At 53.5% G+C, this 23,215-nt stretch carries 21 protein-coding genes and 2 pseudogenes; 17 read left to right on the forward strand and 6 right to left on the reverse strand.

Annotated elements, in window-relative coordinates; translation table 11 throughout:
* The first annotated feature begins 98 nt into the window (after positions 1-98).
* On the forward strand, positions 99-290 hold the full coding sequence (locus tag ACP5OT_RS06575) for a hypothetical protein (RefSeq protein ID WP_424676985.1): 192 nt from the start codon (positions 99-101) through the stop codon (positions 288-290).
* Complete coding sequence (locus tag ACP5OT_RS06580) at positions 284-790, forward strand: branched-chain amino acid ABC transporter permease (RefSeq protein ID WP_424676986.1); 507 nt, start codon at positions 284-286, stop codon at positions 788-790. The genes ACP5OT_RS06575 and ACP5OT_RS06580 overlap by 7 nt, the downstream gene beginning before the upstream one ends.
* A 185-nt stretch (positions 791-975) precedes the next feature.
* On the opposite strand, the gene ACP5OT_RS06585 is transcribed toward ACP5OT_RS06580, so the two are convergent.
* Complete coding sequence (locus ACP5OT_RS06585; RefSeq protein WP_424676987.1) at positions 976-2,007, reverse strand: GHMP kinase; 1,032 nt, start codon at positions 2,005-2,007, stop codon at positions 976-978.
* Between the two features lie 180 nt (positions 2,008-2,187).
* On the opposite strand from ACP5OT_RS06585, the gene ACP5OT_RS06590 reads away from it, so the two are divergent.
* Both ACP5OT_RS06590 and ACP5OT_RS06595 read left to right on the forward strand, forming a co-directional pair.
* Positions 2,188-3,252, forward strand: a complete 1,065-nt coding sequence (locus ACP5OT_RS06590) for a histone deacetylase family protein (protein ID WP_424676988.1) — start codon at positions 2,188-2,190, stop codon at positions 3,250-3,252.
* Positions 3,239-3,979: a CPBP family intramembrane glutamic endopeptidase gene (locus ACP5OT_RS06595; protein ID WP_424676989.1), complete on the forward strand. Its 741-nt coding sequence runs from the start codon at positions 3,239-3,241 to the stop codon at positions 3,977-3,979. Before ACP5OT_RS06590 ends, ACP5OT_RS06595 begins: the two co-directional genes overlap by 14 nt.
* A 79-nt stretch (positions 3,980-4,058) precedes the next feature.
* Here ACP5OT_RS06595 and ACP5OT_RS06600 read toward each other — a convergent pair whose 3' ends face one another.
* Both ACP5OT_RS06600 and ACP5OT_RS06605 read right to left on the reverse strand, forming a co-directional pair.
* On the reverse strand, positions 4,059-6,644 hold the full coding sequence (locus tag ACP5OT_RS06600) for an arsenate reductase (azurin) large subunit (RefSeq protein ID WP_428131698.1): 2,586 nt from the start codon (positions 6,642-6,644) through the stop codon (positions 4,059-4,061).
* Between the two features lie 18 nt (positions 6,645-6,662).
* On the reverse strand, positions 6,663-7,169 hold the full coding sequence (locus tag ACP5OT_RS06605) for an arsenate reductase (azurin) small subunit (protein ID WP_424676991.1): 507 nt from the start codon (positions 7,167-7,169) through the stop codon (positions 6,663-6,665).
* Positions 7,170-7,676: 507 nt separating this feature from the next.
* Between ACP5OT_RS06605 and ACP5OT_RS06610 the strand changes: the two are divergent.
* The 11 genes and pseudogenes from ACP5OT_RS06610 (at position 7,677) to ACP5OT_RS06660 (ending at position 16,026) form a co-directional block, all read left to right on the forward strand.
* Positions 7,677-9,217, forward strand: a pseudogene (locus ACP5OT_RS06610) (acyl-CoA carboxylase subunit beta).
* A gap of 19 nt (positions 9,218-9,236) precedes the next feature.
* Complete coding sequence (locus tag ACP5OT_RS06615; protein WP_428111597.1) at positions 9,237-9,584, forward strand: OadG family protein; 348 nt, start codon at positions 9,237-9,239, stop codon at positions 9,582-9,584.
* Between the two features lie 6 nt (positions 9,585-9,590).
* Positions 9,591-9,842 (forward strand): hypothetical protein, encoded by a 252-nt coding sequence (locus tag ACP5OT_RS06620; RefSeq protein ID WP_428111599.1) that lies wholly within the window; start codon positions 9,591-9,593, stop codon positions 9,840-9,842.
* An 11-nt stretch (positions 9,843-9,853) separates the two neighbouring features.
* The gene (locus ACP5OT_RS06625) at positions 9,854-10,006 is read left to right on the forward strand and encodes a biotin/lipoyl-containing protein (RefSeq protein ID WP_428111601.1); all 153 of its coding nucleotides are present in this window, start codon (positions 9,854-9,856) and stop codon (positions 10,004-10,006) included.
* 77 nt (positions 10,007-10,083) lie between these two features.
* Positions 10,084-11,202, forward strand: a pseudogene (locus ACP5OT_RS06630) (sodium ion-translocating decarboxylase subunit beta).
* Positions 11,203-11,420: 218 nt separating this feature from the next.
* The gene (locus tag ACP5OT_RS06635; RefSeq protein ID WP_424676994.1) at positions 11,421-11,870 is read left to right on the forward strand and encodes a CBS domain-containing protein; all 450 of its coding nucleotides are present in this window, start codon (positions 11,421-11,423) and stop codon (positions 11,868-11,870) included.
* Positions 11,871-12,301: 431 nt separating this feature from the next.
* Positions 12,302-12,478, forward strand: coding sequence for a hypothetical protein (locus tag ACP5OT_RS06640; protein WP_424676995.1), 177 nt, complete (start codon positions 12,302-12,304; stop codon positions 12,476-12,478).
* A gap of 72 nt (positions 12,479-12,550) precedes the next feature.
* On the forward strand, positions 12,551-12,724 hold the full coding sequence (locus ACP5OT_RS06645; protein ID WP_424676996.1) for a hypothetical protein: 174 nt from the start codon (positions 12,551-12,553) through the stop codon (positions 12,722-12,724).
* Between the two features lie 105 nt (positions 12,725-12,829).
* Entirely contained in the window at positions 12,830-14,041 is a 1,212-nt protein-coding gene (locus ACP5OT_RS06650; protein ID WP_424676997.1) for an aminotransferase class I/II-fold pyridoxal phosphate-dependent enzyme, read from the forward strand.
* Between the two features lie 109 nt (positions 14,042-14,150).
* Positions 14,151-15,104 (forward strand): homogentisate phytyltransferase, encoded by a 954-nt coding sequence (locus ACP5OT_RS06655; protein ID WP_428111606.1) that lies wholly within the window; start codon positions 14,151-14,153, stop codon positions 15,102-15,104.
* A 4-nt stretch (positions 15,105-15,108) separates the two neighbouring features.
* Entirely contained in the window at positions 15,109-16,026 is a 918-nt protein-coding gene (locus ACP5OT_RS06660) for a prenyltransferase (RefSeq protein ID WP_424677121.1), read from the forward strand.
* Between the two features lie 26 nt (positions 16,027-16,052).
* On the opposite strand, the gene ACP5OT_RS06665 is transcribed toward ACP5OT_RS06660, so the two are convergent.
* Both ACP5OT_RS06665 and ACP5OT_RS06670 read right to left on the reverse strand, forming a co-directional pair.
* Positions 16,053-16,880 (reverse strand): cyclase family protein, encoded by an 828-nt coding sequence (locus ACP5OT_RS06665; RefSeq protein WP_424677120.1) that lies wholly within the window; start codon positions 16,878-16,880, stop codon positions 16,053-16,055.
* A gap of 78 nt (positions 16,881-16,958) precedes the next feature.
* Positions 16,959-17,489 (reverse strand): OsmC family protein, encoded by a 531-nt coding sequence (locus ACP5OT_RS06670; protein ID WP_424677119.1) that lies wholly within the window; start codon positions 17,487-17,489, stop codon positions 16,959-16,961.
* Between the two features lie 250 nt (positions 17,490-17,739).
* Here ACP5OT_RS06670 and ACP5OT_RS06675 point away from each other — a divergent pair, with 250 nt between their 5' ends.
* Entirely contained in the window at positions 17,740-20,856 is a 3,117-nt protein-coding gene (locus ACP5OT_RS06675) for a histidine kinase N-terminal 7TM domain-containing protein (protein WP_428131701.1), read from the forward strand.
* 50 nt (positions 20,857-20,906) lie between these two features.
* Entirely contained in the window at positions 20,907-21,170 is a 264-nt protein-coding gene (locus tag ACP5OT_RS06680; RefSeq protein WP_424677117.1) for a hypothetical protein, read from the forward strand.
* A 47-nt stretch (positions 21,171-21,217) separates the two neighbouring features.
* Here the strand turns inward: ACP5OT_RS06680 and ACP5OT_RS06685 are convergent, their stop codons facing one another.
* Positions 21,218-22,558 (reverse strand): MFS transporter, encoded by a 1,341-nt coding sequence (locus tag ACP5OT_RS06685; RefSeq protein WP_424677116.1) that lies wholly within the window; start codon positions 22,556-22,558, stop codon positions 21,218-21,220.
* Positions 22,559-23,215 lie beyond the last annotated feature (657 nt).

Here is a 23,215-nt window from a genome sequence, read left to right on the forward strand (position 1 = left end):
ACCAGAACACCAGAACAGCCTAACGCCGGAGCCGCTCCATGCATTGCTTGAGGCAATTGCGATTGCGCGCCAACACCATGGTCTGCAAGCTTCCGTTCGTGATAGCCCTTATAACTGGTCAGGCCGTCGATAGCGGTGTACCTAAGTTCTGGCAAGGTATGCTGATTCAGGTCTTTATTTTGGCGGTGTTTGTCATGAGTTACGACATTCTGATGGGCTATACCGGTATTCTTTCATTCGGGCATGCCCTCTTTTTTGGAACGGTGCGTACACTATCGGTATTTTGCTGAAACATGCGGGCTGGGATCTTGGCACAGCACTTTTGACGGTGATCGTCATTGCTATTGGTCAAAGCCTGATCATCGGTCTCCTTTCACTCCGGGTTAGCGGGGTCTACTTTGCGATGGTGATGGCGATTCGCGATAACGAAACGCGGGCGAAGGTGCTGGGCTACCATACCCTGACGTTCAAATTGATCGCGATTACGGTTAGTGGTGTGATGGCAGCGCTCGCCGGTGCGTTCAACGCGCTTTGGAATCTTAACGCGAATCCTGCTGTACTTGGGGTTGGTACGACTATCAATGCACTGCTGATGACGATTATCGGCGGTGTTGGCTCGTTGATCGGGTCGATGTTGGGTGCCGGTGTGATCCAGTTGCTTGGCTATTGGCTTAATGTGTTCTTTGGACCGAGTTGGCCGCTGTTGTTTGGGATTGTTTACCTTCTGATCGTGTTGTTCCTGCCTTACGGTATTATCGGTACATGGCGATTGCGTGGTCCACACCGCTGACGCAAAGGACATTAACGCAAAGGGTTAACGCAAAGGCGCAAAGGGTTAACGCAAAGGCGCAAAGGGTTAACGCAAAGGCGCAAAGGGTTAACGCAAAGGCGCAAAGAACGCAAAGGAAGCAAAGGGCACCACCTGTAGGGGCACGGCGATGCCGTACCCCTCGAAGGGCAAAAGGGCGCAAAGGATCACACATCACGGTCTGGCTCCTCAACCACCCACGATTGCACACCGTGCGTCACAAATGAGAAAGGTCGCACAATCACTCCAGCTTCGGTCAATGCACGCTCGATCTCGAGACGGCGGTCGAATGGGCAGGCAAACACCATGAAACCGCCACCACCAGCACCCGATATCTTCCCTCCCCATGCGCCGTGCTTGCGGGCGAGTGCATAAACCTCCTCGACAATCGGTGGTGCGATGTGTGGCGAAAAGGCTTTTTTGACTTCCCAAGCGTCGTGGAGCAAGCGCCCAAAATCGGCAATCCGATGCTCACGCAGCAAGCGCGCCGCTGTATCGACGAACGCTTTTGTCTCGTGGTGGAGACGCAGCGTATCACCTTTGACTAACCGCTGTACCTGATCGGTCATCAAATGGCGGGTAAGTAATTGCCGATCCCCGATATACCCAAGGATCAGACAACTCTCCAACTCAAGCAAAGCGGTCTGATCACTCAGTACCGGCTCGACAATCACGCGGTCGCGGCCAAAATGGTAGACACACATCCCACCGAACACCGCAGAGTATTGGTCTTGCCTACCACCGGGGATACCGAGATCAACTCGCTCGATCCGGTAGGCTAGTTCGGCCAATTGGTGTGGGTCGGCATTCTGACCGGCAACCGCATACAAGAGTTTCAGCATGCTGACCACCAGGGCTGAAGATGAACCGAGGCCAGAACCGGGTGGAGCATCACTAAACATCGTTATTTTGTATCCGGCGGACGAGGGCCGCAGTTGGGGGAGAGCATCGAGTACCGCTTGAGGCAGTGTGAGCTTACCATCCCATTCGCGGTCGCTCACCATCCGGCTTACCTCTTGCAGATCGAGTGAGCGGATGAGGATACCGGGTGTATTGCTCGTTGTCAGCATACACCGGACGTAGAGGTTGATCGTGCAATTAAGCACTTTGCCGCCGTATTCTTCGGCGTAGGGGCTGACATCCGTGCCACCACCAAAAAAGCCGATCCGCATCGGCGCACGCGCTTTATAGATCTTCATCACTTCCTCCGGCCTGTTTCCTATGCCGCGAGGCAAGTATACCAGAAGATGAATATGGGCTGAATTGTTCGGCGCAATAGCATCGGTTGTACCCTGGCGCCGTTGAACCAAGCACCTTGCCGGCATCGTATCTCCTCACCAAACGATTGATCTTGACTCAGACTACGGTACAATACCACTATGAAGATCTTTCTAGGTACCGAACACCATCTGCATCATCCACCGTTCGAGATTCTCGATGGGCGACGTGTCGCCTATTTTGAGACACCTCAGCGCATATCGATTATTCTCAACGCGCTAGTCACTGCCGGCTTTCCGTCACCAATTGCCGTCCCACCGGCAACGCTCGCCGATTTGCAGACGGTGCATACGGCCGATTATCTTGCTTACCTTGCTCATGCCTACGAACGGTGGCAAGCTGCCGGTTTGACCGCACCGGTCTTGCCGTCGGCATGGCCCTTACCCGGCTTACGCCTACGCAGCGATTGCCCACAAGCTGCGGCCGGACGTTACACCTTTGATCTGAGTGCACCGATTATGGAGGGAACCTTTGCCGCAGCCTGCTCGGCTGCCGGCGCTGCTTTGGCCGGAGCAGATGCCCTCTTGCAAGGCGAACGATTCGCATACGCGCTCTGTCGTCCACCCGGCCATCACGCTGCGGCAAATATGGCCGGTGGTTATTGTTTCTTGAACAATGCTGCGCTTGCTGCCGACCGATTAGCACGTAGTCACACCGGTGGTGATACAACGTGGGCCTTGCGCGCACCGACGGTGGCGGTACTCGATATCGACTATCATCACGGCAACGGTACCCAGAGCATCTTCTATGCACGTAATGATGTGCTGACTGTATCGTTGCACGCCGATCCGGCCTATGAGTATCCGTACTACCTCGGCTATGTCGATGAGCGGGGGACAGGAGCCGGTGAGGGGTACAATCTGAACATACCACTACCGCACGGAATCGACGATGCCGGTTATCTGGCTACCCTCGACCAAGCATTGCAAGCAATTGCCGATTATGGTCCACGCTACCTTGTCGTCTCGGCCGGATTCGACACCTTCCATGCCGATCCACTTGGTCATTTTGCCCTCACAACGGCAGCCTATCGGTCGATTGGTATGGCTATTGCCCGGCTTCATCTGCCGACGCTTATCGTTCAAGAGGGCGGTTACGCCATTGATGCCCTGGGCGCAAATGTAGTCGCGTTACTAACCGGAGTAGAAACCTATGCTACCCCATAACCGGGTCGATCAACCACCTACCCCGCTGACGTCAACGTGGGGTTGGCGTGAATTGGCGATCACCCTTGTGATCATCGGTATAGGCGGCGCAATCACCATCCTCGGTCTTCGTACCCTCAACGAAATCGCCAACTGGGACACGTCACGCGGCTTTATCAGCCCGCCAGTCTATCTTGCCGGTATGTTGCTCTATCTCATTATTGGCGGTGCCATTCTCGCCGTGATCGGCCCACGAGCCGGCTGGCGTGATTTGGGCTTGCACTGGCCGCAGTGGTTATCTATTGCGCTCGTACCACCGGTCTTTATCTTTGGGATGGGGATGATGATATTGACCAACGCTACGGTGACCTTCTTGATCGGCGATTTCCAAAACCCGCAAATCGAGAGTCTTTCCGGCGGTCAACCGTTTGGCAGCGGCGAACTGTTCACCTTATGGATCTTAGTGGGTGGGATCGTCCCGGTGGTTGAAGAACTCTTTTTTCGTGGGGTACTCCACCATCTGCTCCGTCGTTACTTCAACGGTATCGTGACGATCATACTCGGAGCAGCAATTTTTGCCGTCGTTCACTTTATTCCTCAGCTCATCCCTGGCCTGTTCATCGCCGGCTTGTGTCTCGGCTACCTGCGCGAACAAAGTGGCTCGATCTGGCCAGGTGTCATCTTCCATATGCTACAAAATACGTTTGCGCTGCTGGCGATGGCGCTCATGCTGGCGACAGGGGGGTAACCGCCTCAACTCAATATTAACACGGCGGCAAGGCAAAACCACTATCTTGCCGCCGTACAGGATCAGTATCGTTTTGTTATTAGCTAAACTTATTCTGCTGGATGGTGCTAGCAGTCAGTTGGATGAATGCAGGAGGATTACCCACCTTGCGAATATTCGCCCGTGTACCCTTATACCACGGAATAGTGGTCTTCGGATCGGTGTAACCGCTCACCAACGAGTTTGACGTACCGCGCCAATGATACATGACCATAAAGATCGTCCCCGGCTTTACTGCGTCGGTTATGTAGGCCATGTAGATCGCATTTCCCTCCTCGTTGTAAATCTCGATCAAGTCACCCGACTTGATGTTCAGCTTCTTCGCATCATCGGGATTGATCTCGGCATACGGTAACGGATTAGCAATTTCCCGCTCCGGCAAATGCCGGTCGTGATACGTCGATTGCCACAGATGCTGAATCCGTCCGGTGGTAACCCAGAAGGGATACTCCTTCGCTTTGGTACCCTCGAGATACTTCGCTACTTCGGCAGGATACCCCTCCCAATCATCGGTAGCGTACCACTTGAACTTTCCATCGGCTGTCCCAAACTTAGAGGTATAGCGGCGCAGGGTTCCAACCAAATTCTTCGTCTTCGGATCGCGCCGTACCGGCGTGCGAATGCCTTCTTGACCTTTTTGCTTGAGGAAGGCGTAGGTTACCCCTTTGTAATTCTCGGCCTCCAACGTCGCCTCATCCTCTTCACTCACCTGATTATCTTTAAACTCCTGCGCCCCTGCCAAGAAGACGTCTTCATCGGTCTTCCAATTCTTGCCAAACTCAAATTTCGCAGCCACATCATTTTGTTTCGCAGCGCGGTAGAGTTTGGCGATCTCCTCACCCACCAGCTTAAAGATCTCCCAATCCGGCTTCGCCTCACCGGGTGGATCCATAAACTTCTCGTACAACCGTAACAGACGGCTATTGCAATTGATGGAGGTATCATTTGCTTCACCCCAGCCGGCAGCCGGCAGAATGAGATGTGCATCCCGTGCTGTTTCGGTCATGTAAATATCTTGCACCACCATAAAGAGCGCATCAGGATCGTTATAGAGTGCCTTGAGGATCGCATCGATTCGGTCTTGAATAGTAGCGGCCTCACCACTCTCACCCAGCGCTTTAGTCAGTTTCGTAGTGCGCTCGTGAATGCGCTTGCGGAAAATCTGATTATTCGGCGTTGAGAGGTAGGGATCATTCGCAATGACCCAATAAAATTTCCCTTTACCGCCGATCAAGAACTTATCGACATTGACGGGCGGGCCACCGTTGTAGATCGATCCCGGCGTTGGCGCCGGCGGTCGCACATACCCTTCTTGGTGCCCACCTTGGCGACCACAGCCGGTACCGGGCCGACCGATGTTGTGCGTCAGAACCGCAAGTTGCACCAGGGCCGCCACTTGGTCGTAATTTTTCATGTTCCAAATGATGCCCTTTTCGTAGATTGTGAGCGTGCGGCGCTTAAACTTATTGGCTTTGGGCTTTGCAATCCAGTCTGCCGCCTGCTCGATTTTGGCTCGCGGCACACCGGTGATCCGCTCAACGTTAGCCATAAAGTCGGCGTACTTCGTATCTAGTTTGAGGTTCTTCTGCTTATACTCCTCAAACAGTTTCATATCGGTCCGCGCTTTGAGGTAATCAAGATCGTAGTAGTTCCGCTCCCAAACTACGCGGGCAATTGCATGAGCGAGGATATAATCGGTGCCAAAATTTGGTTGGAGCAGCAGCACCTGATTTGAGGCGACTGCTTCAGCCACGGTGTAGGATGAAGTCTTACGAGGGTCAATAACAATCAGATACCCTGGCTCTGCCGGTTCACCCTGATCAAAGGCCTTACGCTTCTCGGCGAAAGTCGCACCTTGGATGTTGGCAAGAATATGCTGAGTATACAAAATCGTCGCCGTCTCATACGAATTGGCACCCCAGAGTACCACTGTATCGGCGAGACGAGCATCGCTATAGTCGTAATTCAGCTCATGCACACCGCGCTCACGGCTCCCCCATACTTCAGAATTGTAGGCGGGCCGATTGTGGATCGCAATATGCTTTACCGACAACGCATCAAAAAACAACTTACCGGCACCATAATTATCTTCAAAACCGGCCCCGGAACCACCGTGGTCGTAGCATTTCACTGCGATATTATCATCATTCTTGTCACGGTCGCGGATACCCTTGATCACCCCGGCGATCAGGGCAAGCGCATCCTGCCATGTAATGGCTTGGAACTGATCGCCAACTCGCAGCAACGGATACGTTAAGCGATCTTGCGTACCGCGATCAAGGCTCCACACGGTGAGCGCGTTAGCACCGCCGCGATACGAATAGTTGCCCTGATTAATCGGGCTATCCATTGCCGGAACGATCACCACATGATACTGACGCCCATCCTTGCCCACGGTGATCGAGTGCATTGTTTCGGTATAGCTTTGACCTGCCAATGCCGGTTGTGGTTTTGAGAGATCGCGCTTAAAGGCATTGGTAGTTGCAGCGACATCACCGCTTTCGCCGACCGGCCAAACATATACTTTATAGCCACAACCAACGTTGCAGAACTGGCAAACTGTGTTGTGCTCCGCCGCATTGGTAGGTGGGATTGGTAATTGATCGAAGCGTGGGACAATTGCCATAAGTGACTCCTTTGCGTATTAGATATTCTTCACCCGCCCCCAGATCAGGCCATCCACTGCTGTCGCATAAATATCACCCTTTTTATCAACGGTGAGGGTGATTTGCGGTAACCACGAGCTGGCTAATCCTTGATAGGTTTGACCGGCTTTGGCTGGATCAAACATCGAGAAGTGACAGCGGCAGATAAATCGCTCCCCTTGATACTGCACCGGACAACCCATATGGGTGCAGGTTCCAACAAAAGCGACAATATCCTGTTGCGGACCGACCCCACCTACAGCCGGCTTACCTAATTTCACCAAATAAGCCGGGCTGGAAGCATCAGGATAGTTGAACGTAACCGGTTTGTTGGGACTAAGTTGAGAAACATTAGCGATTTTAACCGATTTGTACGGTAAACTCGGTGCTCGCCAAAGATTTAATTTACTTCCGGCTGCCAAAACGCTCTTTCCCCACGACGAAAGTACGGCGGCAGTAATCGCCGCAAATCGTAAAAATCCCCTGCGCGATAGTACTCGATGCATAGGCGTTTACTCCTATTTAGTTGATAGATTCGTGTGGAATGCATATTAACACATTTAGGAATGATTGTCAAGAGAGAACGGTAGAACAATGTTTTTCATAGTTACAATATTTTCTGAATCAAGAATAAAAACTTTATAATTCCATTATTTACCATCTTATGGTTTCGCTCGCAATAATATCCATAAAAACCTTTTACCGCCCGCTCACTTACTTATATTGTTGGGCAAGCGGCCAAACCGTTTGCGTATGCTTGCTTAGTCACCCGCGCTACCCGGCCTCGCCGAATGGTAATAGGGCAAGATAGCGATAGTATCACGGTTGCGGCGCGTCAGCACAGGCGTATCGCCATACCGAATAACCTGATCTCTTTATGTTCACTACGACCGGCAACTGTTCGTCACTATATGTTTGCGATGAGTAGTGAATTCTTTTCCTCATACTACCGTCCGCATCTCTACACTGCGATTGCCTGCACATCTAACCGCTAACGGCACCGAGGTGAGATTGTGGAAACTCACGAAGAACAACTTGCTACATTACACCGGTTGCGCGAGCGAGCAATGCAGGGAGGTGGTGCTGAACGAATTGCCCAGCAGCACGCACACGGCAAACTGACGGCTCACGAACGGTTGGCTCTGTTACTCGATCCCGGTTCGTTTCAAGAGATCGGCGCGCTGGCGACCAGTATCACCGAAGACGACGAGCAGCGTATTCCTGGCGACGGCACCGTCACCGGATTCGGCAAGATTAACGGGCGGCGGGTCGCCGTCTATGCGCAAGATTTTACCGTGATGGGTAGGTCGTTCTCGACAGTGCAGGCTAATAAGATTTGTCGAATGCAAGACCTTGCCATTGAAAGTGGGATTCCGATCATCGGCCTGAACGATTCGGGTGGCGCACGTATTCAGGAAGGTGTACGCTCCCTTGCTGCTTACGGCGAGGTCTTTGTCCGCAATGTACTGGCCTCAGGCGTCGTACCACAGATCTCGGCGATCCTTGGCCCCTGTGCCGGCGGTGCCGTCTATTCGCCGGCTTTGACCGACTTCGTGATTATGTCGGAATCGACCGGCTACATGTTTCTGACCGGGCCTGATGTGATCAAAGCGGTGTCGGGTCGCGACATCTCTACCCAAGAATTGGGAGGCGCGGCGGTGCATTGCACGCGCAGCGGGGTCGCCCACCTCTCCGCAGCCGATGATCGCGCGGTGATTGAGTTGATTAAGCGGCTACTGAGTTACTTACCGCAAAACAACAACGAGGATCCGCCACAAATTATGCCCTACGACCGCGCCGACCGACAAGAGCCGATCCTCAATACGCTCGTGCCGACGGACGAACGCCAAGGATACGACATTCACACCCTGATCGACCTCGTGTTCGACCACGATAGTTTTCTCGAAATCCAACCCCTGTTTGCCCAAAATGCCGTGGTTGGTTTTGCCCGTCTCGATGGCTATGCCGTCGGTGTCGTCGCTAATCAACCGGCAGTGATGGCCGGCACCCTCGGTATCGATGCCAGCGATAAGATCGCCCGCTTCGTTCGTATTTGTGATGCCTTCAACATCCCACTCATTACCTTTGTCGACACACCGGGATTCTTGCCCGGCATCGAGCAAGAATACGGTAGAGTGATCCGCCACGGCGCTAAAATTATTTACGCTTACAGCGAGGCTACCGTACCAAAAATATCAATTGTGTTACGCAAAGCTATCGGTGGAGTGTATGTAGCTATGTCAAGTAAACAACTACGCTGCGACCTCAACTTTGCGTGGCCATCGCAAATTGCGGTGATGGGTGCCGAAGGTGCCGTGCGCATCTTATGCCGTGATGAATTGCGCGCTGCTGCCGATCAGACAGCACTTATGGCGCAATTTGTCGCTGAATACCACCGCAAGTTTTTAACCCCTACCACGCCGCCGACCTCGGCCAGATTGATGAGGTGATTGAGCCGGCAGAGACCCGACCACGGCTGATCCGAGCGCTTGAGATTTTGCGGACTAAGGTGCAGCAGAATCTACCACGCAAGCACGGACTCTATCCGTCGTAGCACTGTGCGAGGAGGGACCATGGAGAATCTTGGGTTTGGCTTGCTGATGACCGTTATCGGGATGGGCCTGGTCTTTGCCGTCCTGGCGCTGTTGTGGGGATTACTCACGCTCCTCACCCGGTTTGACCGACCGGAAGCTTCCAGCTCGACCGAGCCGGCGCCGGAGAGTGCATCAAGCCCAACCGCGCAGCTCACGGCTGATGAGATCGCGGCGATTGCGGTAGCCCTTACCGTTCACGCGGCTACGCTGCGCCGTGAAGCCGCACCTACGGTGCGCAGCTATTGGCCGGGCAGCCTGCTCTTTGCCAGTCGTGGGGTGGCCGCCGGACGAGCGCGCCAGAATCAGAGTTGGCAACGAAGGAGATAATCCGCAATGCGTCGTTATCAACTGACGATTAGCGGGAAGAGGTATACGATTGATATTACTGAGCTGAGGAGCGACCGTTTCATCGTTCAACTCAACGGGCGCGAATTCGAGGTGCAACTGAATGATAGTGGCGAGATCGGCGAGATAGCACCACGCCCAACATCGGCACCGGCGCCACCCGTACCCGCTACTGCCGCGCCGACACCTCACCACCGCCGACCACCTTACCGCCATCGCCCGCCATCGGCGACAACCTGATCCGAGCATCGATGCCGGGTACGATCTTGCAAATCGTGGCCCAACCCGGCACGAAGGTCAAACGTGGGCAACCGATCATTGTGCTAGAGGCCATGAAGATGAACAACAGCATTGGTGCACCGCGCGATGGAGTTGTGGCCGCAATCCTGGTCAAAACCGGATAGAGTGTTGGTTATGGTGAACCGTTGGCGCAAATGACCGAGTCATGGGTGAAAGCTATCCTACCCGAAGTAATACTACTATGGAAGAACTAGTCCTGCGGCTCCTCCAGGGAATCGGGTCGGTGACATGGCAATCGCTGGTGATGATCGCGGTCGCCGGTCTGTTGTTCTACCTCGCGATTGTGCATGACTACGAACTACTCCTTCTCTTGCCGATTGGGGCCGGTGCGCTGTTGGCTAATTTACCACTCTCACCGCATCCTCGGTGATGATGGTATGTTGACCATTCTCTACCGCACCGGTATTAGCAACGAACTCTTTCCGTTACTGATTTTTATCGAGATCGGCGCACTCACCGATTTCAGCCCATTGCAATCTAACCCTCGTATGGTCTTGCTCGGTGCAGCCGGCCAATTCGGCATCTTCGGCACGCTCCTTGCCGCACTTGCCCTCGGTTTCAGCCGGGAAGAAGCGGCGTCAATCGGGATCATCGGCGCAATCGACGGCCCCACCTCGATCTACGTTTCAAGCCTGCTTGCGCCACACCTGCTTGGACCGATCACGGTAGCGGCGTACAGTTATATGTCGTTGATACCGGTCATTATGCCGCCAATTATCAACGCACTGACCACACCGGACGAACGGCGCATCCGCATGGCATACGTAGAACGGCCCATTAGCCGTGGTACCCGCATCCTGTTCCCGATTGTGACGACGATCGTCGTCGGCACCCTCGTCCCATTCGCCATTCCCTTGATCGGCATGCTGATGCTCGGCAACTTGATGCGCGAGTCGGGGCGGTCGAACGGCTCACCAACACTTCATCACGTGAATTGGCGAATATCGTTACTCTCTTTCTCGGTCTGGCTATTGGCTCAACGATGGAAGGGTCACGCTTTCTCCAACCATCAACATTAGCGATTCTCGCGCTCGGCATTCTCGCCTTTGCACTGGATACCGCCGCCGGCTTGCTGTTCGGCAAGCTGCTGAACCTGCTCAGTCGATGCCGTTTTAACCCGATCATCGGTGCTGCCGGTATCAGTGCCTTTCTGATGGCGGCACGTGTCGTGCAAAAGATCGCGCACGACGAAGATTTCGAGAACTTTCTGTTGATGCATGCGATGGGTGCAAACGCTGCCGGCCAGGTAGCGAGCGTCGTGGCCGGTGGTGTGGTGTTAGCCTTGATGGGAGCAGGGTAGACGGCCTGCTGCGCCTACCGACAGGTAGAGCGCTCTAGGCGTTGTGGTATATTTAGAACTACTAAATAATTTACCGTCACTAAACATCTGCCGGTAGTAGCGGTTTCTTTTCCACACAACATGTGCAAGGTCGACTATACTGCTCTTGCACCTAGATTGCCGCAGGGTGGATGTGGGAGCACCATACTGCACCTCATTTCAGATTAGAGGAGCGTGATATGCCCAAAACCGAGCGCGTAGCCGAATGGATGAGCGAGAACCCCATCTGCGTACCCCCAGATTTCTCGGCGTTGGCCGCCTATGAGCGAATGCGCGCGCGTGGTGTGCGACGGATGCCGGTCGTTGATAAGCAGGGAAAGCTGGTCGGGATCATCACGCGCAGCGACATTGAGCAGGCGATGAGCCATCCGCGCGATGAGGAAGAGCGGCGTTTGGCTCGCTTCAACCTAGCCGGACAGACCGTTGCCGACTTGATGACCCCAAACCCGCTCACCATTGCTTCGAGTGACTCGATTGGTAAAGCGGCGTTGATGATGGTACGGGCACGGGTGAGTGGATTGCCGGTCGTTGATGACGGACAGCTCGTCGGTATTATCACCGAGTCAGATATTTTCCGGCTGGTCGCCAGCACATGGGCAGCGGAAGCAGAAGAAACGGAATCAGCTTAGTTCGTGGTCAAGACCCACGTTAGATGGCTCGTCAAGTGGCTGAGGGCGCGACAGGTACCACGCTCTCAGCCAGCTCGTGATAAAACTTAGTAGGATCAAGCTGTTGTTGGTCACCAAAAGAGAGTGGTCCCATCGATATAACGAACACGGTGAGCCATTATCAAGCGGCAACGTGAGATCATGTATCTCGCTCACATCCCTCATCACGTAATCCTCAGCCCTAGCCAAATGGGGCCTCATCGTGTATAACTCTCATACCGGTACCGCACATCGTTGCGCACAAGAGGCAGCCAATGAAGCAACGGCTGGCGAGGGTAAGTTCCTCACTTCGGCCTACAACGATGCCGGACCGTCTGTTCAACTCGACTGTACGATGGTGCAGCGCTCGGCGAGCTGGTCACACGAGAGTTGCCCATTTGCACCGGTACCGGATGGTTGTACCGAAAGGCGCCATCCACCGACCGACGACACGCTCCGGTATCAGCAACGTCACGAGCGAACTGCTCGGTTCATCCGAGATGGCTTGTTATGGCCTCGATAGCCGCGAATTGCGCGTTCCCGGTCTCATCTCAGCCACGCCCCCATCCGGTGGCGGCACTACTCACTGATGGATATGACCGATGGTATTCGGGCTACCCTCGAACTGAGGTCAGCCGACCGTGATCGATGACGCTACGCCAATGTCTACAACATTCCAAGACTTGAGTGCTACACCTGCCGAATTGGCTGCTGCATTGACCCAACGGCTGCTCCACAGGCGCATCACCGCCGAAATACAAGCCTACCGTCAGGCACTTGCCGATTCGTGGCCGCACGCTCGCGACGATAGTGCGCTCCGTGCCAATTGGGAATGACAACCGCAGTACGATTGTGAGCAGATGGTTGATGAGATGCTACGTGTGATGCAACTGCACACCGAACGCGATTACACCAATCCTGGTTGAGGAGAAAGACACGCTATGCCACACGAACGTCTTGCCGAGCTGCTCCGGCAGCACCTCGATCAACTCAGTGACGAACGACGACGCAAAGGGTTTGAGCGGGTGATAACTGAACGTATACCAGGTGATGGTATACGCGGGCCACGCTATCGTGTGGCCGGCTACGAGCAGCCCTTTATCCGTATGAACTCGAATAGTTATCTCGGTCTGGCAGCCGATCCACGCCTGATCGCAGCCGCAGAAGCAGCTACGCAGCGGTTCGGGGTTGGACCGGGCGCGGTACGGTTTATCAGCGGTACCTTAGAACCACACGTCACGTTGGAAGCACGACTGGCTGCATTCCACCAGCGTGCGGCTGCGATGCTCTTTTCGAGCGCATATGCGGCGGTATTGAGTGTGATTACCTCGCTGACCACCCCTGAAACGGCCATCATCAGCGATGAACTTAACCATAACTGTATCATCAACGCGATTCGCTTGGCCCGCCCCCGCGAAAAACTCGTCTACCGCCACCTCGATCTCGCCCAACTCGACGAAGCCCTACACCACGCTGCACAAACCTGCCGGCGGGCTATCGTGGTGACCGATGGAATCTTTTCGATGCGCGGTGTGTATGCACCACTCGATCGCATTGCTGAATTGGTCGCACGTCACGATGCTGCATTTGCCGAGAATGTACTGCTGATCGTCGATGACTCGCACGGCGTCGGTGCCTTTGGCGCAACCGGTCGCGGAAGTGAAGAGTATTGCGGCGTACAAGCCGATTTGCTGATCGGAACACTCGGTAAAGCCTTTGGTGCGAACGGTGGCTATGTGGTCGGATCGCAGATCGTCATCGCTAGCCTGCGCGAAACCGGTCCAACATACATCTACTCCAACCCGATTACCGCTGCCGAAGCGAGTGCTGCTCTGACCGCCCTCACTATTCTTGAGAGCGCGGAGGGTCAAGCGCGACTAGCTCATCTCCGAGCGATGACCGAACGTTTTCGGCAGGGCTTGCGCGAGAGGGGGTTCGAGACGTTGCCCGGCGGACACCCAGTTGTCCCACTTTTTGTGCGCGATCCGGCTGCGACGACAGCCCTTGTCGATCAGCTCTTCGCCCGCGGTGTGCTGGCGACTGCGATAATGTACCCGGTCGTGCCGCGTGGCGATGATAGCATCCGTTTCCAGATAAGCGCCGAACACACGCCCGCCGACATTGATGAAGCACTCGCTGCGTTACGGAACTAAGCCGTGCTACCTATGCTCTTTGATACCGTAGAACTCGACAATGCAATTGCTACGGCATCGCTCTGCTATTGACAATCCACGAATTTCCAACGTATGATGAAAACATTGAATGTTTATCATTCCAAATGAAGTTCTTAGCATAACACACAGGTTATCCCGCATGACGAAACACGTACATTTGCTGTACGATTTTGCCCGCCCACACACCATCATTGCCACCAGTATTCAAGTCATTACAATACTCATCATTGTGGCAGGTTGGCGACCACTGACACCCGATCTGATCGGCCTGGCCATCGCCACGCTCATTGTGTGTCTCGCGCTCAATCTCTACGTTGTCGGGATGAACCAACTAACCGACATCGAGATTGATCGGATTAACAAGCCATGGCTGCCAATCGCCGCCGGACGTTTGAGCATGCGTACCGGACAAAGAATCGTTGTTGTAGCTTTAGTCATTGCTCTTACCGGGGCGGCGATCTTAAGTACAGCCCTGTTGATCACGGTGTCTGCGATCGCCTTGATCGGTTCGCTCTACTCGTTACCCCCGCTACGCTTAAAGCGACATCCGCTGGCTGCCGCATTGAGTATTGCCAGCGCGCGCGGGGCCATTGCCAACGTCGGCTTGGCGTTTCACTATCAGAGCCGCCTCGCCGTCGATTTGCCATTGACGACCATCATCTTGGCCGGTATCTTCTTTTTTGGGTTCGCCCTCGTCATTGCACTCTACAAAGATTTGCCAGATGCGCATGGTGACCGGCTGTATCAGATTGAAACCCTTACCACGCGCTTAGGTGCTCGGCGGGTGTTGCAGTTGGGTCGAGTACTACTCTCGCTCTGTTATCTGTTACCAATTGGCGTAGGGTTGTGGTCATTACCGGCGTTTGCCGCCGGCTTTCTCGTCCTGAGTCACGCAATTGTGATCACACTCTTTTGGTGGGCTAGTTTTCGGGTGGATGTGAGTCAACAGCAATCAATTACCAATTTCTACATGTTTTTGTGGAGTATTTTCTACTCTGAGTTTGCATTACTCAGTATTTATCAATTGACCGAGCCGTTCTAGCGCTATGCATACGAATTGGCTTACCATCATCATCGATCTGATCAAGCTTGGTCGCCCACTACATCTCCTTGGTGGGGCGATCTTTTATGGCATAGGTGTAGCGGCAGCCGGCCCCGAATTACCCAATAGCTTCCTTGCCGGGCTAGGTCTGGTGACGGTATTGAGCGCTCAGTTGATGAATCATTACAGTAACGACTATTTCGACCGAATGGCCGATGCGCTCAACCCAACACCTACCCAATGGTCGGGTGGTAGTCGGGTGTTACCGGAAGGACGCTTGCCGGCGCAGGTAGCACTCATCGCGGCACTGAGCTGGGGCGGGATTGCAATCGGTTTGGCTCTCGGGTGTGTGGTGTTGTCGCCTAACCCGACCCTCAGTACAATGATTCTCGGTAGTTCCATTCTGCTCGCGTGGGTCTACAGCGGACCACCCCTTTATTTGCATCGGCACGGTTGGGGCGAAGTTGTCGGAGCGTGGTTAGTGCCGGGGGGAACGGCCATGACCGGTTTCGTCCTGCAAACCGGTACCGTACAACCGGTTATCGGGCTAGTGGTTCTGCCGCTCTGCTTTCTCCAATTTGCCATGCTCATCGCTGTTAGCTTACCAGATGTCGTGGGTGATCGGGCTGCCGGCAAACGCACCTTAGCCGTCATATTTGGCCCACACCGCGTTGTGCAGTGGCAACGTGGCGCCATTATTGCTGCTTTGGCCTCGTTGCCACTCCTCGTCGTCGGTGGTGTGCCGTGGCCGGTGGCCGTTGCTCCGTTGGCGGTAACCCCAATCGGCATTTGGCTGATTGCACGCCTCCATACCGGAGCTTGGGCCGATCCTACAGCGTGGGATGCACTCGGCTTTTGGAGTATCGGCCAACTTGTGGGGAGTGCCGGTCTGATGCTCCTCGCCTTCACGTTTGCCAGATGATAACGCGCAACATCAGACCGTGCCGTTTACCACAGTGCAAAGACACGGCTCGGCCCACCGGAACCGGCTGCGATCTTCGGCGCACCGACAACCAACGTTGCACCGCTCGGTGGGATCGATTCAAGATTAGCCAGATTCTCTAGTCCCCAACGATTTGTCGGTAAGATCGTGTAGTGAACGGCAAAGGTGGTCGACGGACCGTGATCCAAGCTAAGCGTATCGACTCCGATCCCGCTAATATTACGCTCGGTCAGCAGAAAATCGACCGCATCCTTCCCAAAACCGGGGAAGTGCATCACACCGCTCGAGTCGGTATTGCGGAAAAGCTCGACCGAATGGGCACGTGCTCCCCAACCACTAGCCATCAGAACGGCTGCGTCATTAGGAATCCGACCATAGCGCCGTTCCCATGCCCTAATATCATCGGGCGTTACCACCGTATCGGGATCGCGTGCTGCCCGTTCGCTGATATTGATCACAACTGCCGGCACTACTAATGAACGTACCGGTATCTGATCGACAAACAATCCGTTGGGAGCAAAATGGACCGGTGCATCCATATGCGTACCGGAATGTTCCCAATAGTTGAGAACGCTCCCGTAATAACCGTCACGGTCGTGGAAAACGACCGGCGTAATCTGGAAGGGAGCAGCACCCGGAAAGAGCGGGAACTGCGTACCGAGCAGATGGGTCAGATCGGCAACGTTATTAAAGCTAACCCGGGTTACAGGAGCCGCCTCAGCAGCCATCGGTGCGGCTACCGCAGCAATGGCTGCCCCCAACCCGAACTTGAGCAAGCTGCGGCGACTAATCTCAGGCGATTGGATCGATTCGATAAAGCGCGGTGGGCACATCGCAATCCCCTCTTTGCTCTAGACGGCGAAAACAACCTGCAATACCGGCAGCGTAACAAAACACGCTACTACGCAGACTCACATCCGTTCCACTTGCCCAGACAACGACTGTGGTTGCAATACTGTCAATAGTACCGGGCAGAGACGTTCGAGATCGGCTTGTAGTGCCGCCATTTCGCTATCACTCACCTCACCACGGTAGCGAATAGTATAGCGCAGACCGGTCGGGACGACCGGCACCTCGGCACTGACTGCCAACGTTCCCCGGTAATCGATTTGACCCGTCACTTCAACATGGATTTCATCAAGTGCTAACTCACGATCGGCAGCAATCGCCAATGCCGAATGGGCCACGCAGCTCGCCATCGCAGCCAATAACAACTCAGGTGCATTCGGACCGAGATCGTACCCGCCGAGTGCCGGCCCCGAATCGCTCAAGACCGTATGATCACGTACCCGCACCGGACGCAAACCGGTCCCCGCGGCAACCGTCACCGCAGCCCGTAGCGTCACCGGTGTTGGTGGCTGAGCAACTAGTTGAGCGCGGAATGCCGCCAATGCTTGTCGTTTACGCCCCAAAAACTCACGCAAACTCCAAATTGGTGCCATGAGATGCCTTTCCAATGCCATCAATCGGCGGCACGAGCGTATGTAAGAAGACTCTACACACGTTTCCCAAAAGCCAGTGTATATACTACAGATTACCGGGAATTTGGATTGGCGGCATTATCGCGCAAAATGATTAGACTGTCAAGCGTGCGCGATCCACAAGGAAGATTTTTCCGGCTACAATTACAGATACAAAGCAGGTGCGCCGCTCGATGAAACATCATAGTTCTAGCGCACCGGGAGAAATGCCATGCTGTATAACGAGATCGCGACCATTAGTCTACTGATTCTCCTCTGCATCGCCTCTGTAGGCGTAGCGGTCTACATCTGGTCACTTCAACAAGCACCGGGTGCGCGCGAGTTCCTGGGCATGTTAGCGGCCATCTTCATATGGAGTGCTTGCACTGCACTAGAGCTGGTTTCACCTACAATGGTCGAAAAGGCGTTCTGGCGCATTGCCCAACAACTCGGGATCGTTTTGCTCCCGCCGACCTGGCTGCTCTTTACCTTTGCCTATCTTGACTTCCGACCATGGAGTCGTTCACGGGCGCGCTGGCTTCTACTATTTTTACCAATTGTAAGCTTCATAATGGCGGTGACTAACGATCAGCATCATCTGTTTTTTCAAACGCTCCACTTCGATGAAGGCCCGCCGCCGATGCTCACCATTACACCCGGTCAATGGTACTGGCTGCACATTGCCTATTCCTACCTCTGCCTCATCTCCGGTCTTGCCCTGATTACCGGTGCCTTCTGGAATGCCTCCCCTCTTTTTCGCCAACAAGCGATTCTTATCGTGATAGGACTGTTGTTTCCTTTTATCACAAACTGGGCGTATCTCAGTCAAATCACACACTTGGGTGTTGATCTTACCCCCATCGCATTTCTCTTTTCAGCACCATTTATCGTAGTGGGTTTGTACCGCTACCGATTTCTCCACATTGTACCAATCGCCCGTAATCGCCTGATCGAAGTGATGGCCGATCCGATGATCTTGGTTGACCGACACGGGTATATTGTTGATTACAATCCGGTAGCTCAACAGTTATTTAGCATACCTAAGCAATCTTACCAACCGTTGGTAAACGTTCTCCCTTGGCCGGAATTATACACAGTTGCCGATACACTCGAGACGGTACGCGCTGAATTAAACTACCCGGTCCATCCCGACCGATTCTTCGATATTACGATTGTCCCGGTCGAAAGTCATGACGGTAGTCCGAGTGGTCGTCTGTTCGTGTTTCGTGAAATTACCGAACGTCGACGAAACGAGCAGCGCATCAAAGAAATGTTCCAACGCTTTACCGACATTATTGAGCATACACCACTCGTAGCGATCCAACGCTTCGACCGTCATGGCGTGATCCTGGAATGGAACGGAGTCTGCGAACAATTTTACGGATACACTGCCGCTGAAGCATATGGCCGGCGCTTACAAGACCTGATCCTGAGCGAAAATGCAGTTGCCGAGTTTGAACAGCAAATAGAGTACATTTGGACAACCGGTCGACCTGTACCACCTCGAAAATGGCAGATCCATACCAAAAACGGCGAAGAGCGTTGGCTCTATTCGGCCATGTTTCCGCTGTTTAGTCAAGGAAAGGTGAGCGATATTGTTTGCATGGATGTTGACATCACCGACATCTACCGGGCCGAGGAGAATCTGCGCCGACAACGCGACCAGTTAGATGCCCTCTACCGACTGACGCTCGACTGGCTCAACCGGCGCGACGGGAAGGATTTACTGCAAGCGATTACCGATAGTGCCCATCGTTTACTCGATGTTCGTTACGTGGAGTTACTCCTCGCCGAAGATGACCATACCCTCGTTGTCCGTGCTTGTACGCCACCGCTTCCGACCCATATTGCCCGCCGAGAAAGTCCTGCAAGCGCACCACTTTCTTGGCGGGCATTTCAGAACCGCCAACCCGAAATTGTATTGGATTATACGCAGTGGCCGGAACGCACTCCAGATTATGAACCCTTGAACTTGGGGCCAGCAATGACACTTCCCATTATCGTGGGTGATGAATGCTTGGGTGTTATCGGCATGGCCCGTGCGCGACAGGAAAACCCTTTTTCATCTGATGAAATCCAGCAGGCCGTCCTTCTCACGCAACTTGCTGCCCTTGTCCTCGACAATGCGAATCTCTACGCGCAGGCCCAACGTGAGCTTGCCGAACGGAAGCAGGCTGAAGAACAGCGGGCCAAACTGCAAGCCCAGTTAGTGCAGGCTCAAAAGATGGAAGCGATTGGGCAACTGGCCGGCGGGATTGCCCATGATTTCAACAATATCTTGACGGTTATTACCGGTAGCGTTGAGTTAGCACTTCTGGAAATCAATCCCGATCACACAATCTACCCGGAACTTGAGGCAATTCGTCAGAGTGCAGCCCGCGCCGGTGAGCTGGTGCGACAACTGTTAACATTTGCCCGTCGCCAACCCGGTCAGCCGCAGTTCGTAGATGTGAATCGCCAAATTAACGATACGATGAATATGATGCGCCGTCTGATCGGCGAGCACATCCAACTCCAGTTACAATTAGACGAACATATCGAACGGGTGATGATCGATCCATCACAACTTGAGCAAGTATTGATCAATCTGGTTGTTAATGCGCGGGATGCGATGCCTAACGGCGGGGAACTGACCATTCGCACGACCAGTCAATATCTTTCAGTCAATGATTTGCCACCATTGCGGCAAATCCAGGCCGGTAAGTACGTGCTGCTCTCGGTTTGCGATACCGGTGTAGGGATCGCCGAACAGATTCGGCCACACATCTTCGAGCCTTACTTTACGACCAAACCAATGGGCAAGGGTAGTGGGCTAGGACTGGCAATCTGCGATGGAATCGTCACTCAACATGGTGGGTTTCTCACCGTTGATAGTCAGCCGGGGCATGGAAGTTGCTTTACCGTTGCACTCCCGGCAGTGGTCACGGAATTGCAACAGGTTGTTAACATGCATACCGCGGATACAACAACCAATATAACCGGGCACGAAGTGATCTTGTTCGTGGAGGACGACCCGAACGTTCGCCAACTCGGCGTCCGGTTGTTACGCGAGCACGGCTATGCAGTGCTCGAAGCGAAGGACGCTAACGAAGCACTGCAATTGGCCCAACAGTACGGTGATAGGGTGCAGATTTTGATCACCGATGTGGTTTTGCCACACACCGATGGCTTAACCTTGGCTCGACAGCTCCAATCGGTATTACCACACCTCCATATCATCTTAATGTCAGGGTATCTCCAACGTATGCTCGCCGATGGTAGCACACCACCCTACCCGGTGCTCTCCAAACCGTTTAATCGTTATCAACTCTTATCGCTCATTCGGCAGACGATTGATCGAGTAGCATAAATACTGATACGTCAACCCCCGACCACAATAGTTCAACCTAGAGGTGATGTATGGAACAAATCGGAGGTATCATCATCGCCATTCTCGTAACCGGGTTGCTCGGTCTCATCGGATGGGCAGCTTGGCGCTATTGGCGCGAACAGATCAACATTTCACCCGAAGATGAAATGCTGACCCGCGAAATAGCCGAACTCAATGATCGGCAAGCGAATCGTATAAGTGATCGGCGCCTCCGTTCCGGCATTGATCCCGACGAAGCATGGCAGATTATGGTCCAACGCGGTCAACGCAACAGAGTATCACGACGTCGGTGATGGTAATCTGAGGGCATTCTGTAGCGATTCACGGCCGTGGGTCCAGACTACACATGCGCGGGGGCCTGATTACCGGCTTCTTCGGCGGCCCGCCGTACATTCACAAACAACAATATAATAAATCCACCAATGAAAAAGATGATCAGTGACACAATCGCTATGCGGTAACTTGCCGTGAACTGATAGGCAAGACCGAAAAGAAGCGGAGCTAACCAGCTTGTACCGCGCTCACCAACTTCATACAAGCTAAAGTACTCTGCTTCTTGCCCATCGGGAATCATAAGTGAGAAGATTGACCGACTGATTGCTTGGCTCCCGCCTAAAACTACTGCAATCGCCGCTCCCAATGCTACAAATTGCAGGTCATCATTGGCAGGCATCACGTAGGCATAAGCGACCACAGCCGTCCAAATGACGAGACTGCCCAGTAAGACACGTTTCGATCCTAAACGGCTTGCCAACGAACCAAAGGCTAATGCCCCGACAAACGCCACAAATTGTACCATGAGAATGGTAGCAATGCGCGTTGTTTCGCCAATACCCAACTCTTCCGCACCAAACTGTGCTGCCAAGGCGATCACTGCCTGTATCCCATCGTTGTAGAGCAAATACGCAGCTAAAAATAGTAAAGTTTGTGGATAATTCCGCATCTGACGTAACGTGTGGGCCAGTTGCCGAAACCCTATTGTCAGGTAATGTTCACCGGGGGGCAAACGACGAACTGCCCCACGATTACGGAGGGTTATCATCGGAATAAGTGTAAAAATCGCCCACCACATTCCTGCCGAGACAAGGCTAATCCGAACAGCCATGCTGCTCTCAACCCCAAGCGACTCGGCATTGAGAAAGAAAGCGAGATTTGCTGCCAATAGTAACCCACCCCCCAAATAGCCTAATGCCCATCCCTGCGACGAAACTGCATCACGCCGGTCAGGACTGGCAATGTCGGGGAGAAATGCGTTGTAAAAAACAACCGACGCACCAAAGGAAACATTCGCAATGAGAAAGAGAATCCCCCCCAGCAGGTAGTTATTGCCGTTGAGAAAGTAGAGGCCTATCGTTGCAAACGCACCAACATAGGCAAAAATGGCTAACATCTGCTTGCGGGCATTGGAATAATCGGCAATCGCACCGAGGACGGGTAAGAAGAAGACCTGCAACAATACTGAAAGCGAGACCACGTAGGGAAAAAACGATCCGGCTGCAACCGGAATACCGAACGGATAGACAAAACCGTTGGCATCCGCTGCATTTCTTGCCACCGCGGTTAGGTATGGCCCTAAAAAAACGGTAACGACCGTTGTGGAAAATGCCGAATTCGCCCAATCGTAGAAATACCAGCCGATCTGTTCACGCCGGTTATCGATTACGGCCGTCAATGTTGTCATGAATACACCTTCACCTTGCCACGTCACGCCCAACCCATAGGCTTACCGGCCTCACTGCCCTGTTCCCGATATTCGTGCTAATGCCTTGTGTGACGGTAGCATTGTACCATATAGCCCCGTAGTAAAAACAACAGCGGCAGTCATTGACTGCCGCTGACGCACTCCGCAGTGTATTGATGATGACTACCTCTCAATCTCGCTACTCATAAACTGGTACAATATCACCGCCAAGGCCACGACCACATCCCGTTGCAGAGCACTTGTATCCATACGTTTCAGCTCCAACTGGCAATACAGATCGTCAAGATATTTGCGAACTGAGGTCAAACTGAGTCGCGTCTGTTCAGCAATTTGCTTTGGTGTATAGTGTATCAGTTGTGCAACTCTGTACAGGCGCGGTGATAACTCGGCAATGCGCTGTGAGACTTGGCAAACAACCTCGCGTAGCTCTGGGTCCAGCGATTCGATGAATCGCTGGACACGTTGCATGGTTTTTCTCCTTTGTAGTTGCGATGATGCCTATCCCAAGGAAGGAGTTAACATGCACAACGTATTATCTCGGAATAGTTGTTCTCCTTTGTAGTTGCGATGATACCTATACGTTTGGCGTTTATTTTAGGATAGTATTTACATATTTTTACCTGATCTGCTATCAAG

Origin of the sequence: Chloroflexus sp., assembly GCF_049970315.1 — a bacterium.
In the GTDB taxonomy this organism is placed as follows: Bacteria; Chloroflexota; Chloroflexia; order Chloroflexales; family Chloroflexaceae; genus Chloroflexus.

Excerpts from the sequence above, each read along its gene's own strand:
- ACP5OT_RS06605 (WP_424676991.1), bottom strand. The coding sequence starts at position 7,169 with ATGCATCGAGTACTATCGCGCAGGGGATTTTTACGATTTGCGGCGATT.
- ACP5OT_RS06590 (WP_424676988.1), top strand. The coding sequence starts at position 2,188 with ATGAAGATCTTTCTAGGTACCGAACACCATCTGCATCATCCACCGTTC.
- ACP5OT_RS06670 (WP_424677119.1), bottom strand. The coding sequence starts at position 17,489 with ATGGCACCAATTTGGAGTTTGCGTGAGTTTTTGGGGCGTAAACGACAA.
- ACP5OT_RS06640 (WP_424676995.1), top strand. The coding sequence starts at position 12,302 with ATGGTTGTACCGAAAGGCGCCATCCACCGACCGACGACACGCTCCGGT.
- ACP5OT_RS06650 (WP_424676997.1), top strand. The coding sequence starts at position 12,830 with ATGCCACACGAACGTCTTGCCGAGCTGCTCCGGCAGCACCTCGATCAA.
- ACP5OT_RS06600 (WP_428131698.1), bottom strand. The coding sequence starts at position 6,644 with ATGGCAATTGTCCCACGCTTCGATCAATTACCAATCCCACCTACCAAT.
- ACP5OT_RS06655 (WP_428111606.1), top strand. The coding sequence starts at position 14,151 with ATGTTTATCATTCCAAATGAAGTTCTTAGCATAACACACAGGTTATCC.
- ACP5OT_RS06595 (WP_424676989.1), top strand. The coding sequence starts at position 3,239 with ATGCTACCCCATAACCGGGTCGATCAACCACCTACCCCGCTGACGTCA.
- ACP5OT_RS06660 (WP_424677121.1), top strand. The coding sequence starts at position 15,109 with ATGCATACGAATTGGCTTACCATCATCATCGATCTGATCAAGCTTGGT.
- ACP5OT_RS06635 (WP_424676994.1), top strand. The coding sequence starts at position 11,421 with ATGCCCAAAACCGAGCGCGTAGCCGAATGGATGAGCGAGAACCCCATC.
- ACP5OT_RS06675 (WP_428131701.1), top strand. The coding sequence starts at position 17,740 with ATGCTGTATAACGAGATCGCGACCATTAGTCTACTGATTCTCCTCTGC.
- ACP5OT_RS06625 (WP_428111601.1), top strand. The coding sequence starts at position 9,854 with ATGCCGGGTACGATCTTGCAAATCGTGGCCCAACCCGGCACGAAGGTC.
- ACP5OT_RS06665 (WP_424677120.1), bottom strand. The coding sequence starts at position 16,880 with ATGTGCCCACCGCGCTTTATCGAATCGATCCAATCGCCTGAGATTAGT.
- ACP5OT_RS06620 (WP_428111599.1), top strand. The coding sequence starts at position 9,591 with ATGCGTCGTTATCAACTGACGATTAGCGGGAAGAGGTATACGATTGAT.
- ACP5OT_RS06585 (WP_424676987.1), bottom strand. The coding sequence starts at position 2,007 with ATGAAGATCTATAAAGCGCGTGCGCCGATGCGGATCGGCTTTTTTGGT.
- ACP5OT_RS06645 (WP_424676996.1), top strand. The coding sequence starts at position 12,551 with ATGTCTACAACATTCCAAGACTTGAGTGCTACACCTGCCGAATTGGCT.
- ACP5OT_RS06680 (WP_424677117.1), top strand. The coding sequence starts at position 20,907 with ATGGAACAAATCGGAGGTATCATCATCGCCATTCTCGTAACCGGGTTG.
- ACP5OT_RS06615 (WP_428111597.1), top strand. The coding sequence starts at position 9,237 with ATGGAGAATCTTGGGTTTGGCTTGCTGATGACCGTTATCGGGATGGGC.
- ACP5OT_RS06685 (WP_424677116.1), bottom strand. The coding sequence starts at position 22,558 with ATGACAACATTGACGGCCGTAATCGATAACCGGCGTGAACAGATCGGC.